This window comes from Nonomuraea sp. NPDC049725 (assembly GCF_040674795.1).
Lineage (GTDB): Bacteria > Actinomycetota > Actinomycetes > Streptosporangiales > Streptosporangiaceae > Nonomuraea > Nonomuraea ceibae.
The window spans coordinates 468,783-481,316 of record NZ_JBFANJ010000004.1 but is presented as its reverse complement, the minus strand read 5'-3'; the positions used below and the strand labels follow the sequence as shown (position 1 = coordinate 481,316).

At 72.1% G+C, this 12,534-nt stretch carries 17 protein-coding genes; 7 read left to right on the top strand and 10 right to left on the bottom strand.

From position 1 onward, the window contains the following. Nucleotides 1-10 precede the first annotated feature (10 nt). Genes AB0J53_RS13420 through AB0J53_RS13410 form a run of 3 tightly spaced genes read left to right on the top strand, consistent with a single transcriptional unit; the run spans nt 11 to nt 2,803 of the window. Entirely contained in the window at nt 11-1,219 is a 1,209-nt protein-coding gene (locus AB0J53_RS13420) for an ROK family transcriptional regulator (RefSeq protein ID WP_357583470.1), read from the top strand. A 51-nt stretch (nt 1,220-1,270) separates the two neighbouring features. Next, on the top strand, nt 1,271-2,167 hold the full coding sequence (locus AB0J53_RS13415; protein ID WP_364171742.1) for a Rieske 2Fe-2S domain-containing protein: 897 nt from the start codon (nt 1,271-1,273) through the stop codon (nt 2,165-2,167). A 54-nt stretch (nt 2,168-2,221) separates the two neighbouring features. Further along, nucleotides 2,222-2,803: a TetR/AcrR family transcriptional regulator gene (locus AB0J53_RS13410; protein ID WP_219510335.1), complete on the top strand. Its 582-nt coding sequence runs from the start codon at nt 2,222-2,224 to the stop codon at nt 2,801-2,803. On the opposite strand, the gene AB0J53_RS13405 is transcribed toward AB0J53_RS13410, so the two are convergent. Further along, nucleotides 2,800-3,180 (bottom strand): hypothetical protein, encoded by a 381-nt coding sequence (locus tag AB0J53_RS13405; protein WP_364171740.1) that lies wholly within the window; start codon nt 3,178-3,180, stop codon nt 2,800-2,802. The two genes, AB0J53_RS13410 and AB0J53_RS13405, sit on opposite strands and share 4 nt — an antisense overlap. 66 nt (nt 3,181-3,246) lie before the next feature. Between AB0J53_RS13405 and AB0J53_RS13400 the strand changes: the two genes are divergently transcribed. Beyond that, on the top strand, nt 3,247-3,657 hold the full coding sequence (locus AB0J53_RS13400; RefSeq protein ID WP_364171738.1) for a PPOX class F420-dependent oxidoreductase: 411 nt from the start codon (nt 3,247-3,249) through the stop codon (nt 3,655-3,657). A gap of 38 nt (nt 3,658-3,695) precedes the next feature. Here the strand turns inward: AB0J53_RS13400 and AB0J53_RS13395 are convergent, their stop codons facing one another. Then, nucleotides 3,696-5,228, bottom strand: coding sequence for an alpha/beta hydrolase (locus AB0J53_RS13395; RefSeq protein ID WP_364171736.1), 1,533 nt, complete (start codon nt 5,226-5,228; stop codon nt 3,696-3,698). Nucleotides 5,229-5,410: 182 nt separating this feature from the next. On the opposite strand from AB0J53_RS13395, the gene AB0J53_RS13390 reads away from it, so the two are divergent. Beyond that, nucleotides 5,411-5,719: a hypothetical protein gene (locus AB0J53_RS13390; RefSeq protein WP_364171734.1), complete on the top strand. Its 309-nt coding sequence runs from the start codon at nt 5,411-5,413 to the stop codon at nt 5,717-5,719. Between the two features lie 51 nt (nt 5,720-5,770). Here AB0J53_RS13390 and AB0J53_RS13385 read toward each other — a convergent pair whose 3' ends face one another. The 8 genes from AB0J53_RS13385 to AB0J53_RS13350 form a co-directional block, all read right to left on the bottom strand. Then, entirely contained in the window at nt 5,771-6,751 is a 981-nt protein-coding gene (locus AB0J53_RS13385) for a glycoside hydrolase family 11 protein (RefSeq protein ID WP_364171732.1), read from the bottom strand. 152 nt (nt 6,752-6,903) lie between these two features. Then, a complete protein-coding gene (locus AB0J53_RS13380) occupies nt 6,904-7,263 on the bottom strand; it encodes a hypothetical protein (RefSeq protein WP_219510326.1) in 360 nt (119 codons plus the stop codon). A 10-nt stretch (nt 7,264-7,273) separates the two neighbouring features. Then, complete coding sequence (locus AB0J53_RS13375) at nt 7,274-8,179, bottom strand: hypothetical protein (RefSeq protein ID WP_364171730.1); 906 nt, start codon at nt 8,177-8,179, stop codon at nt 7,274-7,276. Then, nucleotides 8,176-8,568, bottom strand: a complete 393-nt coding sequence (locus tag AB0J53_RS13370; RefSeq protein WP_357583458.1) for a YbaB/EbfC family nucleoid-associated protein — start codon at nt 8,566-8,568, stop codon at nt 8,176-8,178. Before AB0J53_RS13370 ends, AB0J53_RS13375 begins: the two co-directional genes overlap by 4 nt. Before the next feature lie 74 nt (nt 8,569-8,642). After that, nucleotides 8,643-9,089 (bottom strand): nuclear transport factor 2 family protein, encoded by a 447-nt coding sequence (locus AB0J53_RS13365; RefSeq protein ID WP_364171728.1) that lies wholly within the window; start codon nt 9,087-9,089, stop codon nt 8,643-8,645. A 15-nt stretch (nt 9,090-9,104) separates the two neighbouring features. Further along, nucleotides 9,105-9,296, bottom strand: a complete 192-nt coding sequence (locus AB0J53_RS13360; protein WP_357583454.1) for a ferredoxin — start codon at nt 9,294-9,296, stop codon at nt 9,105-9,107. Beyond that, nucleotides 9,296-10,201 carry a pyridoxamine 5'-phosphate oxidase family protein gene (locus tag AB0J53_RS13355; protein ID WP_364171726.1) on the bottom strand — a complete coding sequence of 302 codons (906 nt, stop codon included), beginning with the start codon at nt 10,199-10,201 and terminating at the stop codon, nt 9,296-9,298. The genes AB0J53_RS13360 and AB0J53_RS13355 overlap by 1 nt, the downstream gene beginning before the upstream one ends. A 28-nt stretch (nt 10,202-10,229) precedes the next feature. Beyond that, a complete protein-coding gene (locus AB0J53_RS13350; RefSeq protein ID WP_364171724.1) occupies nt 10,230-10,682 on the bottom strand; it encodes a VOC family protein in 453 nt (150 codons plus the stop codon). A gap of 98 nt (nt 10,683-10,780) precedes the next feature. Between AB0J53_RS13350 and AB0J53_RS13345 the strand changes: the two genes are divergently transcribed. Together AB0J53_RS13345 and AB0J53_RS13340 are read left to right on the top strand one after the other, a co-directional pair. Further along, the gene (locus AB0J53_RS13345) at nt 10,781-11,395 is read left to right on the top strand and encodes an ABATE domain-containing protein (RefSeq protein WP_364171722.1); all 615 of its coding nucleotides are present in this window, start codon (nt 10,781-10,783) and stop codon (nt 11,393-11,395) included. Between the two features lie 94 nt (nt 11,396-11,489). Then, nucleotides 11,490-12,497 carry a serine hydrolase domain-containing protein gene (locus AB0J53_RS13340; RefSeq protein ID WP_364171720.1) on the top strand — a complete coding sequence of 336 codons (1,008 nt, stop codon included), beginning with the start codon at nt 11,490-11,492 and terminating at the stop codon, nt 12,495-12,497. Nucleotides 12,498-12,534: the final 37 nt, after the last annotated feature.

Below are 12,534 nucleotides of genomic sequence, written 5' to 3'. Positions count from 1 at the left end.
GGATGACCACATGCGTTCGCCGGAACTCCCCCCGACCCAGCGCCACGTCCTGAGTCACACGCTCGGGCACGGCTCGACCACCCGGCCCCGGCTGCTCGCCGCCACCGGCCTGTCGAAGCCGAGCGTCAACGACGCCGTCAGCGCCCTGGAGGAGGCCGGCTACCTGCGCCGCAACGGCAGGCACGTCCCGGCGACCGGCAAGCCGGCCGTGCTGTTCGAGGCGGCCGACGAGGTCGGCTGGGCGCTCGGCGTCGACCTGGGCAGCTCCCACGTCGAGCTGATGGCCGTCGACCTCGCCGGGGCGCGCACCACGCACGTGTCCATCTCCGAGCCGGTCCGCCCCGGCGAGGCCCGCCGCCGCGAGCCGTCGCCGCACGTCATGGAGCGGGCGGCCCGGCAGCTCGCCGACTGGTGCGCCGGACGCGACCGGCTGCGGGCCGTGACGATCGCGCTACCGCAGATCATCGACGCCCGCCGCAGCCAGGTGCCCGCCTCCGCCGGACAGGAGAAGGGCGCCGTCGCCACGCTGCTCGACGCGCTCACCGACCACTTCGACGGCCCGGTGCGGCTGGAGAACAACGTCAACTGCTCGGCGGTGGCCGAGATGCGGATCGGCGCCGGGGCCGACGTGCCGAGCCTGGCCTACCTGCAGCTCGGCGTGGGCGTCGGCGCGGGGCTCATCAACGAGGGCCGCCTGGTGCGCGGCGCGCACGGCGCGGCGGGCGAGCTGTCGCGGCTGCCGTTCCCGTGGGCCGACGGCGCCGAGCAGACCTCGCGCCACGCGATGGAGGAGCGGCTGGCGGCCTCCCGCCTGGTCGACTCCTACCGCTCGCAGGCTCCCGGCGCGGCCTCCGTCGGCGAGGTGGTCAAGGCGATCCTGGCCGACGTCGCCGCAGGCTCGGCCGAGGCCAAGGCCGTGCTCGACGCGTACGTGCTGGACGTCGCCAGGGCGTGCGCCGCGCTCGCGGCGGTCGTCGACCCCGACCTGGTGGTGATCGGCGGCGAGATCGGCGACGCCCCGGAGGTCGTCGAGGCGGTGCAGGCGGCGGCCCGGCCGCTGCACGAGTTCGTGGCGATCTCCAGCAGCGTCGTCGGCGCGCTCGCCACCGTGCTCGGCGCCGTCATCCTCGGCCTGGAACAGGCCCACTCCGAGCTTCTCGGCGAGTACGCGGTGCACGCGACGGCCGCCGTCGACCGGCTGCGCGCCGAGCGGCCGTAGCGCGCCGGGCTCCCCAGGCATGAGTCACCCGGCCTGGGGAAGCCAGCCGTCATGAGCAAAAGAGTCGAGGACTGGAGTGCGCTCGACGGCGCATCGAACAAGCTCGCGGGCCTGGTCGGGCGGCTGACGCGCCCCGACGCGATCAAGAACGCGCTGTCGGGCACCTGGCTGGGCCACTCGCTGCACCCCGTTCTTACGGACCTGCCCATCGGCGCCTGGACCATGGCCTCCTTCCTGGACGTGGCCGGAGGCGAGGCCGGGGCCGAGTCGGCGCGCCGCCTGGTCGGCGTCGGGCTGATCGCCACGGTGCCCGCCGCGGCGGCGGGGGCGTCCGACTGGTCGGAGACCTACGGGCCCGAGCAGCGGACCGGGCTTGTGCACGCGCTGTGCAACGTGACGGCGACCGCGCTCCAGGCGGCCTCCTGGGTCGCGCGCGGGCGCGGGCAGCGGCGGGCCGGGATGCTGCTGAGCGGCGCGGGCCTGGCCATGACGTCGATCGGCGCGTACCTGGGCGGGCGCCTGTCGCTCGTGCAGGGCGTCGGCGTCAACCACACCGCGTTCCAGCAGCCCGTCACCGACTGGACCGACGTCGCGGCGGTGGCCGAGGTGAGCGACGGCCGGCCGCACCGCGTCACGGCGAACGGGGTGGCCGTGCTGCTCGTCCAGCACGACGGGACGCTGCACGCGCTCTCGGCCACCTGCACCCACGCCGGTGGGCCGCTGGACGAGGGCACGATCGTCGGCGACGGCTGCGTCCGGTGCCCGTGGCACGGCAGCACGTTCCGGCTCGCCGACGGCAAGGTGGTGCGCGGGCCCGCGACGGTCGAGGAGCCGCGCTGGGACGTGAAGATCGACAACGGCCGGGTGCTCGTCCGGTCCACGACCGGCGACCGGGAGCCCGTCCGGGCGGTGATCCGGAGCACCGAGCGGATCACGGCACGGGCCTGACCCCGAACGCCCGCAACCCCCCAACGGCACGTGCCGTTCTACTAGGCTGTCCACATGACGGACACCCCACGCACCCGGGCCGACGACCGGACCGAGGCCATCCGGCGCACCACGCTCGAGCTGGCCCAGGAGATCGGCTACGCCAAGCTCAGCATCGAGGGGGTCGCGGCCCGCGCCGGCGTCGGCAAGCACACGATCTACCGCCGCTGGCCGTCCAAGGGCGCCCTGTTCCTGGACGCGGTCCTGTCACCGCAACAGCCGGACCTCGACTACCCCGACACCGGCGACGTCATGGCCGACCTCCGCACGCAGATCCACCATGCCGTCGACCTGCTCGGCCGCCCCCCGTTCGGGCCGCTCTTCCAGTCGCTGATCGGCGAGGCCCAGCACAACCCGGCCGTCGCCGCCGAGCTGAACGAGCGCTTCACCAAGCCGCAGGAGGCCAAGACCGTCGCCCGGCTCACCAAGGCCAGGGAGCAGGGGCAGCTCGCCCCCGAGTTCGACCTGGACCTGGCCATGTCGATCCTGACGGGGCCGCTGTTCTTCACCCTCATGGTCACGCAGGAGCCGGTGACGCACGAGTACGTCGACCGGGTGCTCGAAGCCCTCTTCGCCGGAATGCGCCCCCGCCCCTAGCCAGGCAGCTCACCGATCCGCGCGAGGACGTGCGAGCCGCCGGCGGCGCACTTCCACACGGCGACCCCGTCCTCCCATCCGACGTGCGCGCCGCGATCATGGGGCACGCAGACGGGCCAGACCTGCCAGATCAGCTCCATGATCGTTTCCTGGGTGGAGCCGGCGACGTTCACGATCGCGCTCACGAGGTCGCCGCCCTCCTCGGGACACAGGCCCTCACCGTGATGGCGGCCGTCGTACTGCACCTGCGCGCCGACGCTCCAGCCCCTCGGGATCAGCCGGAGGGCGCCGGTGTGGCCCGCCGCGCGGGCGTCGCGCTCCACGATCTCCAGGGCGCGCTCCAGCGTCTTCCACCAGTCTTGGTCTTCAACGGCCACGCCGCAGTCTGGCGTCACGCACGGCTTCCCGGCAAGGGGGAGGGCGTGACTGAAAGGAGGAGCGTCATGGCGTTCACCGAGGAGGAGATCGCGTACCTGCGGTCGCAGCCGCTGGCGCGGATCGCGACGCTGGGACCGGGCGGGCAGCCGGACGTGGCGCCGGTCGCGTTCGAGTTCGACGGCGAGCGGTTCTGGGTCGGCGGGTCGGGCGCGTCGGTGCTGGAGACGCGCAAGTTCCGCAACGTCAGGGCGGGCAACCACCTGGTGGCGGTGGTGGTCGACGACCTGGTGTCGATGGAGCCGTTCGTGGCGCGGGGGGTGCGCGTCTACGGCCGGGCCGGGGAGCCGGTGGAACGGGTCGGCATGGTGGGGCCCGGCTTCTACCTCGGCATCACGCCCGTGGTGTCGTGGAGCTGGAACCTGGCGGGCGAGCCGGTGGGCGCCACCTGGTACGAGGCGCGCAAGACCGTGCACTGAGGGCCGGGCCCGGGTGGTTTCCGGGCCCGGCCGCGGGGTCAGCGGGGCAGCGACGACCAGGGGAGGCCGTCGGTGGGCCAGAGTTCGGCCTGCCGCTTGAGCGTGTTCTCGACCCGGCCGCCGACGGGGCAGCGGTAGCCGTGCGGGGGCACGGTCAGCGAGATCAGGTAGTTGTCGATGGGCACCGTGCTGCACTCGTCCTTGCCGTAGATGCGGTGGCCCCAGCCTTCGTAGGTGAGCAGCACCGCCTTGCGGCCGAGCTGCCTGGCGACGTCGGCCGACCAGTCGTACGGGGTGGACGGGTCGTGCAGCGAGTTGCCGAGCAGCAGCGGCGCGCTGCCCTTGTAGCGCAGCCGGTGCTGCGGGTTGTTGGTGGGGTGGTTGAGGCAGACGGGCAGGTCCTCGATCGGCATCGGGTTGAAGCGCATGTCGGGGGCCCGGCGCGCGGAGCTGCGCAGCAGTGCGGCGTATTCGCGGTAGTTGCGCACCCGCAGGCTGTAGTCCTGGCACAGGATGACGGTCGGCAGGTGGGCGAGTTCGCCCTGCACGGGCTGACGGCCGGGCAGCGGGGGCACCCAGTCGGGCGGGGTGCCGCCGTTGAGGGCGTTGATCATCTGGGCGAGGAGCTGCCAGGCGGGGCCTTCGGTGCCGAGGACGCCCTGCCACAGCACCTGCAGCTCGGTCATCGGCCGGTCGGGCACGCCGGGGTAGTAGAGCTCGCCGCGCCGGGCCTTGGCCAGCAGGTCCTTCCAGATCGCGCGGACGTCCTGGCCGTGCAGGGCGCAGCTCGGCTCCTGGTCGCACCAGCCGACGAACTGGTCGAAGGCGTCCTCGACGGCGGCGGCCTCGCTGTCGAGGAACTGCTTGACGCGCAGGCTGTGGTCCATGTTGCTGTCGAGGGCGAGCGCGCGGATCCGGCCGGGGAACAGCTCGGCGTACATCTGGCCGATCAGCGTGCCGTACGAGATCCCGTAGTAGGTGAGCTTCTCCTCGCCGAGTGCGGCGCGGATGGCGTCCAGGTCGCGGGCCACGCTGACGGAGTCGACGTGGTCGTACAGGGGGCCGGTGCGGGCGCGGCAGTCGGCGCGCAGCCGCTCGTTGTAGGCGGTCCACCTGTCGAAGTCGGCCTGGCTGGTCATGACGGCGTACGGCATCTCGTTGTAGACGGACGCCGAGCAGACCACGGGGTTGCTGCGGCCGACGCCGCGCGGGTCGAACCCGACGATGTCGAAGTGCCGCTGCAGTTCGGGGGTGAAGAAGCCGGGGGCGCCGTAGGCGGCTTCGACGCCGGAGCCGCCGGGGCCGCCGGGGTTGATCACCAGTGAGCCGATGCGGGCGGCGGGGTCGGTGGCCTTGCGCCTGGCCAGGGCGAGCTCGACGGTGGGGCCGTCAGGCTGGGACCAGTCGATCGGGACGGCCAGCTTGCCGCACTCGGCGGCGGGCTCCTCCTCGCACGGCGTCCAGGTGATCGTCTGGGGCGGCTGCTGGGGGCTGGCTCCGGCGGCCTGAACGGGTAAGACTGCCGCGACCGTGACGAAGGCGGTCGCCAGCAGGGTCAATCTTCTCTTCACATCGCTCCCATCGCTCATCCGGCGGAGTTAGATCATGCCGGGTCGGCAGGGCGTGTGAAGCAAGATGGGAAATGTCGTGGTTGACGGGCAAACGGCTGTCTTGACGGTGGGGGAAACGGCGATCTAGCCTCACTTTTAGGAAACTTTCCTAAAAGTAAAACCCCCCACCCCTGGAGACTCGTATGAGCCTTCGTCATCGTGCCGCCGTTCTGGCGGGCGCCGCAGCCCTGGCCTTCGGCCCGGCCGTCCTCCTCGCCTCCCCCGCCGCCGCCGCGCCTACGGGATGCACCACCCAGTACGGCTCCGGCTCGGCGAGCAGCTACTGCTCCTCCGGCACCGGCATGCACCAGGTCGTCGTCCTGCAGAAGCACGCGTCGCCGCTCGCCGGCCCCATCCTCGTCGTCGGCCCCTGTGTGCCGGTCGGGCAGACCTCGCACACCTCCATCACCCCCTGGCCCGTCGTCTCGATCCGCGCCAACACCTGCGGCTGAGCCGGCATCGGCGCGGCGGCCCCGGCCGCCGCGCCTTCGCGGTCGCCGGGGTCAGCCCGCGCTGCAGGAGACCGTCGGCCAGTTCCAGTTGCCGTTGTGCTGGATGGTCACGCCCCAGTTGTTGCCGTTGCCGTTCGGCCTGGCGGTGAGCACCTGGGAGCTGGGATAACTGGCGCTGACGTTCCAGGTGGACAGGACCTTCGCCGGGGAGGGCACGTTCATCGTCACGGTCCAGTTGCTGGAGCCGCTGACCGCGACGTTCAGGTTGTAGCGGTCGCTCCACTGCTGGCCCGCCGACAGCGTCGCCGAGCACCCGCCGCTCCCGTTGCCCCCGTCGCCGCCGCCGGTGGTGCCGCCCACGGTGATGTTGGAGTTGCCGCTGCTCTGGTAGCCCTCGGTCGCCATGATCATGTAGTCATGGCTGCCCAGGTTCATGCCGTGCCTGGCCCAGGCGTCGAAGTGGTTGCCCGAGGTGATGGTGCCGCCGGTCTTCTTCGACTGCCGGACGCTCCAGTACTGGTTGAACGTCCTGGTCCCCTCGATCGACGGGGCGTTGTAGCGGGTCGTCTGGTAGATGTCGTACGTGCCGCCGTCGCTGGTGACCGTGCCCTTGTACGTGCCCGTGGGCCGGTAGGTGCCCCAGTTGTCGACGATGTAGTACTCGACGAGCGGGTTCCTCGTCCAGCCGTAGAGGGTCAGGTAGGCGTTGCCTGACGGGTTGAAGCTGCCCGAATAGCTGACGGTGCGGCGTCCGCCGGTGCTCCAGCCCTTGCCCGCGACGAAGTTGCCGGTGTTGCGCCACGAGGTGCTGTAGTTGCCGCCGGAGCCCAGCTCCATGGAGACGGTGCCGTTGCTGTCGGTCCAGAACGAGTAGAAGTAGCCGTTGTTGGTGCCCGTCTGGTTGGTCGTGATGGCCGCGTGGGCGACGCCGGGGAGCATCGCCGTGGCCACGGCCACCGCCACGACGCAGGAGCGGGCGACGAACCGCCTGATGGGTCCGCGGCGTTTCGGGGGTGCGAGGGGCTCGTTCATGTGCGCGCTTCCTCCTCGAAACTATCGGCGAGTTGGCGAAAGTATCGGCTCGAATTTGTCAAGCTGTCAATGCCGCCCGCTCGCCGCAACGCCGAGGCCCCGACCCACCTGCGCAATCATCCTGATGAAAATTTCGTACGGCTACCGAAACATCAGCTCGCCCCCCAGATCGGCCGATCCGGGTCGCCGGGCGGGAGCTTCGACAGGATGAGGGCGACCTGGTTCCAGTCCCCCACCTCGACGTTGTCCCTCATCAGGCGCAGCCGCCGGGCGATCTCCCCGTGCCCGGTCAGGAAGTTCGCCACCCCCTCCTGGATCTGCCCGGTCACCGCCTCGTACCCCGACGCGCCACCCTCTCCCTTGAGGAACGTGGCGCCCAGGTCGTCGTCACCCCAGAACGCGCCGATCGCCTCCAGGTCCCTGGCCGCCTCCCCGACGAACCGCCCGAGCTCGTCCCGCTCGACGTCGAACGCGTGCGCCGCCGAGCGCATCACGTGCTTGTGGATGTCCATGCCGTCCTCCTCAGCTCGCGGGTTTGTGCGCCATTGTGAAGTAGAGGAGCAGCCGGCCCAGCGTCTCCTTCCACGTCGGGATCAGCTCGGCGCCCTCCTGGCCGTTCATGGCGTCGTACGAGGGGCCGTATCCGATGGAGCCGCCTGCCACCCGGCTCAGGAAGTAGCGGACGTCGGGATTCTGGCTGATCTTGCCGGCCAGGGGCATCGCGGCGTCGAACGCGCCGTAGAAGGCGACCGAGGCGGCGAACTCCTTGAGCGCCTGCGTGGCGTTCTGCTCCAGCGAGCCGGGATCCTCCCCGCGCAGCGCCTTCACGCCCGCGACCACGGCCACGTCCCCGACGGCGAAGAAGGTGCTGCCGATCGTGTACTCCGTCAGCTTGGCCAGCACGATCCTGGCGACGCTGTGCTCCAGCAGCTTGGCCAGCATGCCCGCCTGCGCCCGCCGCATGAGGAACTGGCTGATCTGGTACGCCGTCCCCGCCTGCCAGGGGAAGGTGGTGATGAAGATGAAGCTGGCGAAGTTGGCCAGCGCCAGCGTCCAGTACGTGTGCCGCGCGGTCTCGATGACCTCCGCGTACTCGGTGCACGCCTGGCTGTTCTGCCGGCAGCGCTGGGCGAGCCTGGCGGCGTAGCCGGCCGTGGGCGGCTGTGGATAGAGGCCGGCGGTGACCGCCTTCTTGAAGGCGTCGACCCCGGCCCCGCTGTTCTGCCGCCACACCGTCTCGGCGGCGGCGAACGTCTTGTCCGGGCTCCGCTCGACGCGTTCGGCCAGCCTGGCCCACACCTCGGCGGCCTGGCGGGCCTTGGCCGGGTCGCCGGTCGGGTAGTCCACGGCGAGCATCTTGAAGACGAACCCGGCGATGCCCAGCGCGCCGAACCCGTAGATGCTCGCGCGGCCCGGGTTGATCCTCAAGGCCGCCGCCCGCGGTCGCCCCCGGCGCCCGGCCGGTCGCCGCTCGGGCCCGCGCCGTCCAGCACGGTCTCGGCGATGAAGGGGGCCACCAGGTCGCCCGCCTCCCGCTCGGCGTCGCGGGCGGCCCGGCCCGCCGCTTCTAGGACCGCCGCCGCCAGCTCCGCGGAGCCGAGCCGCATGGCGCGCGGGTCGATGGTGAGCCCGGTCAGCGCCCCCGTCTGTGTCACCTCGGCCACCACCCGGCCCTCGGCGGCCTCCCCCCGTCCCTTGACGGCGGCCATCCGGCCGCTCAGCCGCTCGATCGCGGCCACGTCCTGCCGGAACTGGTCCAGCAGCCGGCCGAGCTCCTGGTCGCCGCCCGCGTTGAACGGATCGCCCGGTGAGGTCATCGCGTCTCCTGACTCTCGTGATCATCGCTGTACGAGAGTTAACCAGGAGGAAATACCGGCTATTTCCCTCTTTGTCAGGCGAGCGGCAGGGGCACGCCCCGCTCATTCTCCCCGCGCGGCCCGAAGATGCGGCGCTCGCCGGCGGCGATCGGCAGGTCGTTGATGCTGGCCTCGCGCCGCCGCATCAGCCCGCTCGCGTCGAACTCCCACAGCTCGTTACCGTAACTGCGCCACCATCCCCCGGCCGCGTCGCTCCACTCGTACTGGAAACGGACGGCGATCCGGTCGGCGGTGAAGGCCCACAGCTCCTTGCGCAGCGCGTAGTCCAGCTCCCTGGCCCACTTGCGGGTCAGGAAGCCGACGATCTCCTCCCTGCCGGTGACGAACTCGTCCCGGTTGCGCCAGACCGAGTCGGGTGTGTACGCGAGGGACACGCGGTGCGGGTCACGGGTGTTCCAGGCGTCCTCGGCGGCCTGGACCTTGGCGCGGGCGCTCTCTTCGGTGAAGGGCGGAACGGTCATGAGCTCTCTCCTCGGTCAGTCTTCTTCGAGCGTGATCGCCTGGACGGGGCAGGCGCGCGCCGCCTCCTCGACGGCGGGCCAGTACGCGTCGCCGGGCTCCGCGTCGTAGACCAGCTCGTCATCGGCGTCGAGGCTGAACACCTCCGGCGCGGCGAACACGCACTGGGCGTGGATCTGGCACAGGGCGTCGTCGACGCGGACCCGCATCACGCCCTCCTCTCGGCGGCCTGGGACGGGTTGAACCGCGAGTAGCCGCCGAACGACCAGCGTTGCGGAAGCCCTCCGGTGATCTGGACGGCCCGCTCGACCTCGAAGTCGACGAGCCGGTGGGCGCCGGGCACGGCCGCGGCCCGGCCGGGGTCCCAGTCGACGCGGGCCCGGCCGGTCAGCTGCAGCGTGTCGCCGTTCTCCCAGTCGAGGAACAGCAGCCCGCAGCGGGGTTCGACGGCGAGGTTGCCCAGCGTCATGAACATGGAGTTGCCCGTGTAGTCGGGCCAGGTGAGCCGCCCGTCGCCGGTCACGGTGACGAACCCGGGGTTCCCGCCCCGGTGCGAGGCGTCGGCGCCCTGTCCTGCCGCGTAGGTGGCGACGAAGAAGGTGTCGGCCCCGGCGATCCACCGCCGCTGGTGCTCGGTCAGCTCGCCGGTGACGGCCGCCGTCCGGCCCGGCGACGGCAGCTCGTCGAGGTACGTACGCGTCTGGATGTACTTCGGGCAGTTCGCGTACACCTGGTGGGTGCTGGTGACGAGCCGGTCGCCGTCCCTGCGGGCCAGGCCGTTGACCCGCATCCGGCGCCGCCCGGAGGGCTCGATGACGAGCATGCCGAGGTCGCGTTCGGTGTCGAACAGGCCGGCGAGCGGATCGCCCGCGCCGGGCAGCCGGTCGGTGACGACGGTCCGGTCGTCCGGGGCGGTGACGAACCCCGGCGGGCCGGTGATCAGCCCGGCCCAGGCCGCGCCGGTGTCGTCGGCGGCCGCGATCACGACCAGCCGCTGCTCACGGAGGAAGTTCGCGGCGACCGGCGGGACGGCCGCGCCGACACCCGCCGATCCCCATCCGTCGGTGGTCAGCCCGGCCCGGCGTTGCACCACGTGTTCGCCGTGGTGGAGCACGGTCGGCTCCTTTCCTGGCCGCTGGGTTCTAGAAGAAGCCGCACGTCGGCGCGCCCTTGGTGGGCGCGGGCGCGGTGTCGGCGCCGGAGGGGGCGTAGATCTCCAGGCGGATGCCGTCCGGGTCGGTGAAGAACACGCCGCCGGACGAGGCGCCCTCGCCGTGCGGGACGACGCCGTCGTGCAGCGGCTGCACGCCGAGCCCGCGCAGGACGGCCTCGGCGCGGTGGACCGTCTCGATGTCGGGGGCCTGGAACGACAGGTGGTGCAGGCCGGGCCGGTCCGCGGGGAACGCGCCGTCGCTCTGCTGCCACAGCGTGACCATCAGGGCGCCGTCGCGGCCGAGGAGGGCGTAGCGGCGGTCGCCGTCGGTCTGCTCGTTGTAGACCTCCAGCTCCAGGACCTGGCGGTAGAAGGCGGTGGAGCGGGCCAGGTCGGTCACGTTCAGGCCGACGTGGCCGGTCCGCAGGGCCAGTGCGCTCATGCGAGTCCTCCGGTTTTCTCATGGTTACAGGCAAGTGCGACCGTTAGAAATATGGCGGACGGTCCTCACGGTGTCAAGCTGCCGGTAGCGTTAGAAGTGTGGATGTGGCAGACCTCACCGGTGGCGGCGCTCCCCAGCTCGGGGAGCTGCCGCCGATCGAACTCGGCAACACCACGCATGCCGTGCGCGGTCAGGTCCTCGACGGCCTGCGTACCGTCGAGCACCTCGCCGCGTGGCTGCGCGACGTGCGCGACCGGCTCGCCGTCCCGCTCCCGGACGCCGACCTCCTGGGCGTGACGGGCGACGACCTGCGTCACGCACGGGAGCTGCGGGAGGCCGTACGCGCCCTCGCCGCCGCGGCCGTCGCCGGGCAGGAGCCCGGCCCCGGCTCGGTCGCGACGCTCAACGCGCACGCCGCCCGCGCCCCGCGCTGGCACGAGCTGCGCACCGGCCCGGAACCGCAGGCCGTCGTGCGCACCGCCGGGCGCGCCGTCGACGCCGCACTCTCCGCGCTGGCCGAGGACGCCGTCACCCTGTTCGCCGGGCCGCAGCGCCACGAGCTGCGCGCCTGCCAGGCCCCGGGATGCGTGCTCTACTTCCTGCGCGAATCCGCGCGGCGCGAGTGGTGCTCGGCCGGCTGCGGCAACCGGGCCAGGGCCGCCCGCCACTACGCCAAGGTGCGCGGCACGAAGAAGCCCTCCGGGACCGCATAGCCCGGAGCCTCCAGACTAAGCAACCGCAGTTGACTAACTCCGAAATAGTCAACTACGGTTGCTTGCATCTTCCCCTGACGCCTCTGGAGGCACCATGTCCCCGTTCCGCCCCGATCAGCTCGCCGCCGCCCTCGACCGGGCCGTGGCCGACGGCGACGGGCCCGGCATCGTCGCCGAGCTGCGCGACCCCGACGGGACCCGCTGGTTCGGCACGGCGGGAGTGGCCGACCTGACCACCGGCCGCGAGCGGCGGCCCGGCGAGCACTTCCGCATCGGCAGCTTCACCAAGGCGTTCGCCGGCACGGTCGTCCTGCGCCTGGCCGCCGAGGGCAAGCTGAGCCTGGACGACACGGTGGCCACGTGGCTGCCCGGCGTGGTCGAGGAGCACCTGGGCGGCGACGGCTCCGCGATCACTGTCAGGCAGCTGCTCAACCACACCAGCGGGCTGCCCGACGCCGTCATCGGCCAGGAGCCCCCGCGCCCCGAGACGCCGGGCACGCGCTTCATCTACTCCAAGCTCAACTACACGCTGGCCGGGATGATCGTCGAGGGTGCGACCGGCTCGACCCTGGCCGCCGAGATCGACCGCCGCATCGCCGGCCCGCTCGGCCTGACCGGGACGTACCTGCCGACGGGCGCCGAAACGGTCCGCGAGCCGCGCGCCCGGCACTACTCCCGCTCCGACGAGGGCGGCGGGCCCGCCGACGTCCACGACGTGACAGACGCCGACCTGAGCTGGGCCGGGGCCGCGGGCGGCATGGTCTCGACGACCGCCGACCTGCACCGGTTCCTGCGCGCCCTGCTCGACGGCGAGCTGCTGCCGCCCGCCCAGCAGGAGGAGATGTTCACCACGGTCCCGACCGACGGCGCGGACTGGGTGCCCGGCACCCGCTACGGCCTCGGCGTCTACGAGCAGCGGCTCCCGTGCGGGGTGACGCTCTGGGGCGGCGGCGGCTTCATCCAGGGCTCGACCTCGTTCGCGATGGGCGACCGCCAGGGCCACCGCACGCTGGTGGTCAACCTCAACGGCGACTGGAACGACTTCCTGAAGACCTTCGACGACCTGTACGAAACGGCCTTCCGCCCGGGCCGGGACGCGTGAGCGCCCGGCGTCGGCGACGCCGGGCGCTCACGAGCTG

Bases quoted from the DNA above. Each gene is read 5' to 3' on its own strand.
- AB0J53_RS13380 (WP_219510326.1), bottom strand. From the start codon at position 7,263: ATGGACATCCACAAGCACGTGATGCGCTCGGCGGCGCACGCGTTCGAC.
- AB0J53_RS13415 (WP_364171742.1), top strand. From the start codon at position 1,271: ATGAGCAAAAGAGTCGAGGACTGGAGTGCGCTCGACGGCGCATCGAAC.
- AB0J53_RS13370 (WP_357583458.1), bottom strand. From the start codon at position 8,568: ATGACCTCACCGGGCGATCCGTTCAACGCGGGCGGCGACCAGGAGCTC.
- AB0J53_RS13400 (WP_364171738.1), top strand. From the start codon at position 3,247: ATGGCGTTCACCGAGGAGGAGATCGCGTACCTGCGGTCGCAGCCGCTG.
- AB0J53_RS13365 (WP_364171728.1), bottom strand. From the start codon at position 9,089: ATGACCGTTCCGCCCTTCACCGAAGAGAGCGCCCGCGCCAAGGTCCAG.
- AB0J53_RS13350 (WP_364171724.1), bottom strand. From the start codon at position 10,682: ATGAGCGCACTGGCCCTGCGGACCGGCCACGTCGGCCTGAACGTGACC.
- AB0J53_RS13390 (WP_364171734.1), top strand. From the start codon at position 5,411: ATGAGCCTTCGTCATCGTGCCGCCGTTCTGGCGGGCGCCGCAGCCCTG.
- AB0J53_RS13420 (WP_357583470.1), top strand. From the start codon at position 11: ATGCGTTCGCCGGAACTCCCCCCGACCCAGCGCCACGTCCTGAGTCAC.
- AB0J53_RS13410 (WP_219510335.1), top strand. From the start codon at position 2,222: ATGACGGACACCCCACGCACCCGGGCCGACGACCGGACCGAGGCCATC.
- AB0J53_RS13340 (WP_364171720.1), top strand. From the start codon at position 11,490: ATGTCCCCGTTCCGCCCCGATCAGCTCGCCGCCGCCCTCGACCGGGCC.
- AB0J53_RS13385 (WP_364171732.1), bottom strand. From the start codon at position 6,751: ATGAACGAGCCCCTCGCACCCCCGAAACGCCGCGGACCCATCAGGCGG.
- AB0J53_RS13360 (WP_357583454.1), bottom strand. From the start codon at position 9,296: ATGCGGGTCCGCGTCGACGACGCCCTGTGCCAGATCCACGCCCAGTGC.